This window comes from Streptosporangium sp. NPDC006930 (genome assembly GCF_040635605.1).
GTDB lineage: Bacteria > Actinomycetota > Actinomycetes > Streptosporangiales > Streptosporangiaceae > Streptosporangium.
Window position 1 is genome coordinate 315,270 of sequence record NZ_JBEYID010000009.1, and the last position, 7,429, is coordinate 322,698.

The 7,429-nt window shown below is 69.5% G+C and carries 7 protein-coding genes; 3 read left to right on the top strand and 4 right to left on the bottom strand.

The genetic code is table 11. The features are described 5' to 3' along the window. The first annotated feature begins 151 nt into the window (after nucleotides 1-151). On the top strand, nucleotides 152-877 hold the full coding sequence (locus ABZ664_RS18845) for a TetR/AcrR family transcriptional regulator (protein ID WP_350941249.1): 726 nt from the start codon (nucleotides 152-154) through the stop codon (nucleotides 875-877). A 149-nt stretch (nucleotides 878-1,026) separates the two neighbouring features. Here ABZ664_RS18845 and bldC read toward each other — a convergent pair whose 3' ends face one another. Together bldC and ABZ664_RS18855 are read right to left on the bottom strand one after the other, a co-directional pair. After that, nucleotides 1,027-1,230 carry a developmental transcriptional regulator BldC gene (gene bldC, locus ABZ664_RS18850; protein WP_013133571.1) on the bottom strand — a complete coding sequence of 68 codons (204 nt, stop codon included), beginning with the start codon at nucleotides 1,228-1,230 and terminating at the stop codon, nucleotides 1,027-1,029. A 318-nt stretch (nucleotides 1,231-1,548) separates the two neighbouring features. Next, nucleotides 1,549-2,406 (bottom strand): hypothetical protein, encoded by an 858-nt coding sequence (locus tag ABZ664_RS18855; RefSeq protein WP_362510841.1) that lies wholly within the window; start codon nucleotides 2,404-2,406, stop codon nucleotides 1,549-1,551. Between the two features lie 180 nt (nucleotides 2,407-2,586). On the opposite strand from ABZ664_RS18855, the gene ABZ664_RS18860 reads away from it, so the two are divergent. Next, the gene (locus tag ABZ664_RS18860) at nucleotides 2,587-3,690 is read left to right on the top strand and encodes a Glu/Leu/Phe/Val dehydrogenase dimerization domain-containing protein (RefSeq protein ID WP_362510844.1); all 1,104 of its coding nucleotides are present in this window, start codon (nucleotides 2,587-2,589) and stop codon (nucleotides 3,688-3,690) included. 149 nt (nucleotides 3,691-3,839) lie between these two features. Beyond that, nucleotides 3,840-4,073 carry a DUF3073 domain-containing protein gene (locus ABZ664_RS18865; RefSeq protein ID WP_362510847.1) on the top strand — a complete coding sequence of 78 codons (234 nt, stop codon included), beginning with the start codon at nucleotides 3,840-3,842 and terminating at the stop codon, nucleotides 4,071-4,073. 198 nt (nucleotides 4,074-4,271) lie between these two features. Here ABZ664_RS18865 and purM read toward each other — a convergent pair whose 3' ends face one another. Both purM and purF read right to left on the bottom strand, forming a co-directional pair. Beyond that, nucleotides 4,272-5,297, bottom strand: a complete 1,026-nt coding sequence (gene purM, locus ABZ664_RS18870) for a phosphoribosylformylglycinamidine cyclo-ligase (RefSeq protein WP_362510850.1) — start codon at nucleotides 5,295-5,297, stop codon at nucleotides 4,272-4,274. Nucleotides 5,298-5,325: 28 nt separating this feature from the next. Then, on the bottom strand, nucleotides 5,326-6,771 hold the full coding sequence (purF, locus tag ABZ664_RS18875) for an amidophosphoribosyltransferase (RefSeq protein WP_350941240.1): 1,446 nt from the start codon (nucleotides 6,769-6,771) through the stop codon (nucleotides 5,326-5,328). Nucleotides 6,772-7,429: the final 658 nt, after the last annotated feature.

Genomic DNA, 7,429 nt, shown 5'->3' on the forward strand with positions numbered 1-7,429 from the left:
CTGACGGTCCTGACATGGCTCTCCCCCGCGATGGTGGATGGGCACCTGTCACTCAAAACGATCGAGTTCCGAATGGGGTACGGGTTGGAGGGAAGGGAACTCCGATCTTGACCAAGCGGCCGGGCGGAACGGCTCCGATAGTCTTCACGATGTGAGGTCGACATCCGGAGCCGCCGAACGGGCGAAAACCGTGCCGGGGGACACGCGACCGGCGCGGCGCAGGCTCAGTGTCGACCGGCGTCGCGAGGAGCTCATGGCGGCGGCACTGGAGCTGTTCAGCAGGCATGACGCCGAGCACGTGTCGATCGACGACGTGGCCTCCGCGGCCGGCGCGTCGCGGGCTCTGGTCTACCACTACTTCGGTGGCAAGCAGGAGCTCTACGTCGCCGCGCTGAGAAGCGCCGCGGCCCAGCTGGAGGCGAGGCTCAGGCCCCAGGGGGCGGGCACCCCGCTGGACGAGCTCGCCGGAGGGCTCACCCGATACTTCGACTTCGTCGAGGAGCACGCGACGGGCTTCGCCGCGCTGCTCAAGGGCGGTCCCGCCAATCGCAGCGGTGAGATCGGGGAGGTCGTCGACTCGGTCAGGCGCCGGCTGCTCAGGCTGATCATGAAGCAGATGCGGATCGAGGAGCCGGGACCTGTGCTCCGGGTCGCGCTGCGCTCGTGGATCGCCTCCGTCGAGACCGCGGGCCTCGACTGGCTGGAGCGTCGCGACATCGAGCGGCCGACGCTGGAGCGGATGCTGATCGGTCAGCTGGTGGCGCTGCTCGGCGTGGCGGCCGAGCACGATTCGCGCGTCGGCGAGTTGCTGGACGACCTGTTCAGAGAACAGGCGAGTCGTCCCGTGGACCTGGAGAGGTCCGGGACGGACGGCTGAAGCAGGCCCCTGGGGCACCGCTGAGCCGTTCAGGAGCATGTGCTGGGGCGGCGCCGGGCGGGCGACGCCGCTCCCCACAAAACCGTGTGGCCTACACGCTCAAAGGGTGAGCGCGCACCAATCCCCCTAGGTCAGTGACGGCCCCCGTCTTACTCTGAGCGCTGCTGCGGAATCCCCGCGAGCAGCGCGCGAACCTCGGTCTCCCGGTATCGGCGGTGTCCACCCAGGGTGCGGATGGACGTCAACTTGCCCGCCTTCGCCCACCGGGTCACGGTCTTGGGATCGACGCGGAACATGGTTGCGACCTCCGCCGGGGTGAGCAGCGGCTCTGCCTCGGGTGTACGAGCTGACATTTGTGCGGCCTCTCCTCCATGTGGACCGGCGACAGCGATCCTGCGACTTGACGCTTGTCACGGATGTCCGCCTATGGCCCTTGCGTGCGGCTGTTTGGGCCATATGCGGCATCACCCGATGTGACCATACAGCCACGTAGAGCGATTGGCGAGCCTTTGAGCGACTCATCTCTCTTGTGCACGTGTTGTTGTCACGCTCGGTGATTCTAGCGACACGTTTCGTGGTATCGCAGTGAAAACGGCAAACTACTCAGTTCGTAGGTGCATCCCCGGTCATCGACGGACCTACTTACGCAGGTCGAAGGGATGATTTGCGACTCAGTTTGCTGATTCGAGAAGTTGTATTGATCGCCAGCGGAGGATGACGCGCTGGTACATGGCGAACGCCAGTTCTTCCTCGCCTTTTTCCAGACCTGTCAGCGCCGCCGCGAGTTCCGCCACGGACTCGTCGGCCTGGAGTGTCTCGTCGTCCATGAGGTTGACGATGCCGCCGTAGTCCAGCTCGACCAGGGAATGCGGGTGGAACTCCTCCAGCCAGCGTGCCACGTCCTCGACCTCGGCCGTGACCGAGGCGTCGCCCACCTGTCTCTTGATGATCTGCAGGGCGCGGGCGCTGCGGCGCCTCGCGTGGGCCATGGAGGTGACGTAGATCAGGTTGCGCGTGGTGGTCGTGCCTCCCTGCCCCTCGCCGCCGTCGATCACCAGCCAGCGCTCGTTGCCGTCGAAGGGGACGAACCACGAGGTCGGAACGTGCCAGGTGGAGCCGCGGATGTGCGTACGCAGCGCGGCGGAGTCGGTGCTGCGCTTGAACCGGTCGAAGTCGTCGGCCGTCCGCTCCGCGACGGCCGGCGGGAAGAAGCGCTCCATCAGCTTGGGCGGGGTCGCCCCGCGAAAGCGCGAGAAGGCGAGCCACGACCTCAGCCTGCTCTGCCAGGGGCAGACGTACAGGACCTCCTCCACGCGCCTCAGATAGGCGTTGGGGCTCTCCTGGGCGGGTGCCGGGGTCGGTGGTACCCCGAGGAGGCGCCGCACCGCCTCGCCGTGTTCGGCGTGCAGGGCGCTCGCTCGGCGCGGCCGGTCGGTCGTCTCGGAGTAGGCGGACCACGAGACGCGCTCCGCCGGGGCGAACGCGACCAGCGGTTCGTAGACGCGGAGGTACGCGGCATAGGGCAGCACGACCGCATCGTGTCACGAAGGACCGACCGTTGTCCGTAGCGAGCCCGCTTCCGCGGTGGTCGTCTCGGTCACTGAGATGGGACGTTCGCGCACGTCGTCCCTGTTGAGGACTTGTGGTTACGCTGAGGGTGATCCCCGTCGCAACGGTGCGGCGGTAACGAACGACTGGGAGTCACCACAGTGACCGACGTCTTCGGGCTGTCCCACAAGGACGCGGGCCCGGTAACCGGCCAGGCGAGGCACGAACAGGTCGTTTTCTGCTCCGACGAGCGAAGCGGCCTCCACGCGATCATCGCCATCCACAACACCGCCCTGGGCCCAGGCCTGGGCGGCACCAGGTTCTACCCCTACGAGAGCGAGCAGGCCGCGCTGACGGACGTGCTCAACCTCTCGCGGGCGATGGCCTACAAGAACGCCCTGGCGGGACTCGACCTCGGTGGCGGCAAGGCCGTCATCATCGGCGACCCGGCGAAGGACAAGAGCGAGGCGCTGCTGCGCGCCTACGGCAGGTTCGTCCAGTCGCTCGGGGGCCGCTACTACACGGCGTGCGACGTCGGCACCTACAGCGAGGACATGGACGTCGTGGCCCGCGAGTGCTCGTACGTTACCGGCCGCACCCCGGCCAACGGCGGGGCCGGCGACTCGTCGATCCTGACCGCGCTCGGCGTGTTCCAGGGCATGCGCGCCGCGGCCGAGCACGCGTACGGGACGCCCACGCTGCGCGGCAGGCGCGTCGGCGTGGAGGGCGTGGGCAAGGTCGGCCACCGCCTGGTCGGCCACCTGATCGAGGACGGCGCGGAGGTCGTGGTCTGCGACGTGAGCGAGCGGGCCGTGGAGCGGCTGCGGCGGATCCACCCCCAGGTCGAGGTCGTCGCCGACCGGCTGGAGATCACCTCCGCCGACATCGACGTCTACGCGCCGTGCGCCCTCGGCGGGGCGCTGGACGACGAGACGGTGGCCAGCCTGCGCGCCACGATCGTCTGCGGCGGGGCCAACAACCAGCTCGCCCACCCCGGCGTGGAGAAGCGGCTCGCCGACCGCGGGATCCTCTACGCGCCCGACTACGTGGTCAACTCCGGCGGTGTGATCCAGGTCGCGGACGAGATCAGGGGGTTCAACATGGAGCGGGCGCAGGCAAAGGCCACCCAGATTTACGACACGACTCTCAAGATCTTCTCCAGTGCGGCGGAGGAAGGCGTTCCCCCGGCTGTCGCAGCCGATAGGCTGGCTGAGCGCAGAATGTCGGAAGTCGGGCGAATTAGGGGCATTTGGCTGGGCCACTAGCCCCACACGCCCATACGACGTACCGAGCCGGGCGTAAAACGGGTACGGTTGTAGGCGAACGAGAGCTGACGCCTAAGTCAGGTGGCGTCAGTGCGTGGTGCGTTAGCGACGAGGGGTCGGGCACGACCCCACACGAGGGGGTCGAGCCAATGGGGCGCGGCCGAGCAAAGGCCAAGCAGGTCAAGGTTGCTCGCCAGCTGAAGTACAACAGCGGTGGCACTGATCTTGAGCGTCTGCGCGACGAGCTGGGAGTCAGAGACGACTCCAACCACAATGACGACTCCGACGACGCCTACGACGAGCTGGCGGATCGGTACGCCGATTACGCCGATGACTTCGGCTCCGGAGATGACCGCGACGACGGGAAATCCGGCCGCCGCTAGGCGGATTTCAGGTTGATGTGAGCAGGGCACCCGGCGGTGGGCACAAGCCGCCGGGTGTTCTTCTCGCTGCGGGTCGACCATATGCGGCGCTTCGGTGGGTCCGGAGCGCCTTTCGTCGTACCCGCCTCCCATGCGGTTCCTCCTCCCCTTCGTGAGGGGAGGAAAGCGGCGCGGAGGTTTCCCGGAGAAAAGCGCGGATCAGCGGAAACGCGCCTCGCCCGAGCCCTCGACGATCTCACCGAGCACCCAGGCGGGGAGGTTCCGCTCGCCGAGCAGCGCGAGGGCGGGCCCCACGGCCTCGGCGGGGACGATCGCGGCCATGCCCACGCCCAGGTTGAACGTCCGGTCCATGTCGGCCTGGGCCACCCCGCCGTGCCCCGCGAGCACCTCGAAGACGGCGGGCGGGGTCCACGACGAGCGGTCGAGCAGCGCGTCCAGCCCCGGAGGCAGTGAGCGGGACAGGTTGCCCGCCAGGCCGCCGCCCGTGATGTGGGCGTACGCGTGGACGTCGACCGCGCGGGCGAGCTCCAGGCAGTCGAGAGAGTAAATTCTGGTCGGCTCCAGAAGCTCCTCGCCCAGCGTCCGCCCCAGCTCGGGCAGCTCGGCCTCCAGCGAGAGCCCTGCCCGGTCGATGATGTGCCTGACCAGCGAGTATCCGTTGGAATGCACGCCCGAGGACGCCAGCGCGAGGACCACGTCGCCCGCGCGGACCCTGTCGCGGCCGAGCATCATGTCGGCCTCCACCACCCCGGTGGCGGCGCCCGCGAGATCGTACTCGCCGGCCTCCATGGCACCGGGGTGCTCGGCGGTCTCCCCGCCGATGAGGGCGCAGCCCGCGAGGCGGCAGCCCTCGGCGACGCCGCCCACGATCTCGGCGATCCGCTCGGGGACCACCTTGCCGCAGGCGATGTAGTCGGTCATGAACAGCGGCTCGGCACCGCAGACCACCAGGTCGTCGACGACCATGCCGACCAGGTCGATCCCGATCGTGTCGTGCTTGTCCAGCCGCTGGGCCAGCATGACCTTGGTGCCGACACCGTCGGTCGACGTGGTGAGCAGCGGTCGTCTGTACGACAGCAGGGCCGAGGCGTCGAAGAGGCCGGCGAAGCCGCTGGCGTCGTCCACGACCTCCGGTCTGCGCGCCCGCGCGACCTTCGACTTCATCAGCTCGACGGCGCGCTCGCCCGCGTCGATGTCCACTCCGGCGGCCGCGTAGCTGGTCATGAACCCTCTCCTCGCGTGCCGGGCCCGCTCAACGCTTGGCCTCGAGCACGTACTTGCCCACGTTGTCCTGGTCGATCGGGATCGGATACCTACCGTCGAAGCAGGCGCGGCAGAGCCGGTCCTCGGGGATCGTGGTGGCCGCGGTCAGGCCCTCCAGCGAGATGTATCCGAGCGAGTCGGCGCCGAGCGAGGCGCGGATCTCCTCGACGCTGAGCGAACCGGCGATCAGCTCGGCCCGGGTGGCGAAGTCGATGCCGTAGAAGCAGGGCCAGCTGACCGGCGGGGAGGAGATCCGGACGTGCACCTCCGTGGCACCCGCCTCGCGCAGCATCTTCACGATCGCCCGCTGCGTGTTGCCCCGCACGATCGAGTCGTCCACGACCACCAGGCGCTTGCCCGCGACGACCTCCTTCAGCGGGTTGAGCTTCAGCCGGATGCCCAGCTGCCGGATCGTCTGGGACGGCTGGATGAAGGTGCGGCCCACGTACGAATTCTTGACCAGACCTTGACCGTAGGGGATCCCGCTCTCCTCGGCGTAGCCGACGGCGGCGGGGGTGCCCGACTCGGGCGTCGGAATGACCAGGTCGGCCTCGATCGGGTGCTCGCGGGCCAGCACGCGGCCGACCTCGACGCGCGTGGTCTGCACGCCGCGCCCGGCGATCGTGGTGTCCGGGCGGGCGAGGTAGACGTACTCGAACAGGCAGCCCTTGGGCTCGGCGAGCGCGAACCTGCGCGAGCGCACGCCGCGCTCGTCGATGGTGATCAGCTCGCCCGGCTCGATCTCGCGGACGAACGTGGCGCCCACGATGTCCAGCGCCGCGGTCTCCGAGGCCACGACCCAGCCGCGCTCCAGGCGCCCCAGGACCAGCGGGCGGACGCCCTGCGGGTCACGGGCCGCGTAAAGGGTCTTCTCGTCCATGAAGACGAGCGAGTAGGCGCCCCTGACCTGCGGAAGCAGGTCGGCGGCCGCGTCGTCGATCGACCGGTCGCGGTCCTGGGCCAGGAGTGCGGCCAGCACCTCGGTGTCGGTCGTCGCCCGGGTGGAACCCGGGGACAGCCGCCTGGACAGCTCCGGGGTGTTGATCAGGTTTCCGTTGTGGGCGAGCGCGAGCCCGCCCGACTCGGTCGAGCTCAGCGTCGGCTGCGCGTTCTCCCAGACGCTCGATCCGGTGGTCGAGTAGCGGCAGTGGCCGATCGCCAGATGGCCGCGGAGGGTCCCGAGCACGGACTCGTCGAAGACCTGGGCCACCAGGCCCATGTCCTTGTAGACGAGGATCCTGCTGCCCTCGCTGACCGCGATGCCCGCGGACTCCTGGCCGCGGTGCTGCAACGCGTACAGCCCGTAGTAGGTGAGTTTGGAGACTTCCTCCCCGGGGGCCCACACTCCGAAGACGCCACATGCGTCCTTCGGAGGCCGGTCGCGGGAGTCGAGGTCATGGCTCAGATGGCCGTCGCCCTTCAGCACATGCTTCATTCTAGGTCGGCTTCTTCCCTGCTCGTACCCAGGGTCCTTTCCGTGGCATGTCGCACCCTGACCGAACGATCATCGGTGTTTTGCCGTGTCAGCCTGTTTCGTCGGTGACCGACAGGGGAGTGTGAGATATCCGGCTTGCCCGAGCGTCGGGAGACGAGACGTGACAACACCTGTGGACCCTGTGGACCCGAACCAGCCCGGCCCGCGGCGAGTGCCGCAGGACAGGGGCTCCGACCAGGAAGGGTCTGGCGCGGAGGAATCGCGGGACACCTCCGAGGAGGCGGCAGTCCCCGGCGAGCAGGCGCCCGCCGCCTCGGAACCGAACGCCTGGCCCGTCCCTCCCTCGAACGAACCGCCCACGTGGCGGGAGCCCGCCGCCCCGGCGAGCGAGTCCACCGGGTGGACCGAGCCTTCCGGTGGTCGGGCCGAGCCTCCTGGCAGGGCCGCGTCGACCGGGTGGACGGAGATCCCCGGCAGGGCCGAGCCGCAGGGCGGGGCGCCCGGCGAGGAGGCCGTGTGGGGGTCGGGGGGGGGGGGGCCCCCCCCCCCCCCCCCCCCCCCCGGGGGGCCCCCCCCGGGGGGGGGGGGGCGCGCCACACCACCCCGCCGCACCCCACACCCCGGCACGCGGGGGCGCCCCCCCCCCCCCCCCCCCCCC

Excerpts from the sequence above, each read along its gene's own strand:
- bldC (WP_013133571.1), bottom strand. The coding sequence starts at position 1,230 with ATGTCAGCTCGTACACCCGAGGCAGAGCCGCTGCTCACCCCGGCGGAG.
- ABZ664_RS18865 (WP_362510847.1), top strand. The coding sequence starts at position 3,840 with ATGGGGCGCGGCCGAGCAAAGGCCAAGCAGGTCAAGGTTGCTCGCCAG.
- purM (WP_362510850.1), bottom strand. The coding sequence starts at position 5,297 with ATGACCAGCTACGCGGCCGCCGGAGTGGACATCGACGCGGGCGAGCGC.
- purF (WP_350941240.1), bottom strand. The coding sequence starts at position 6,771 with ATGAAGCATGTGCTGAAGGGCGACGGCCATCTGAGCCATGACCTCGAC.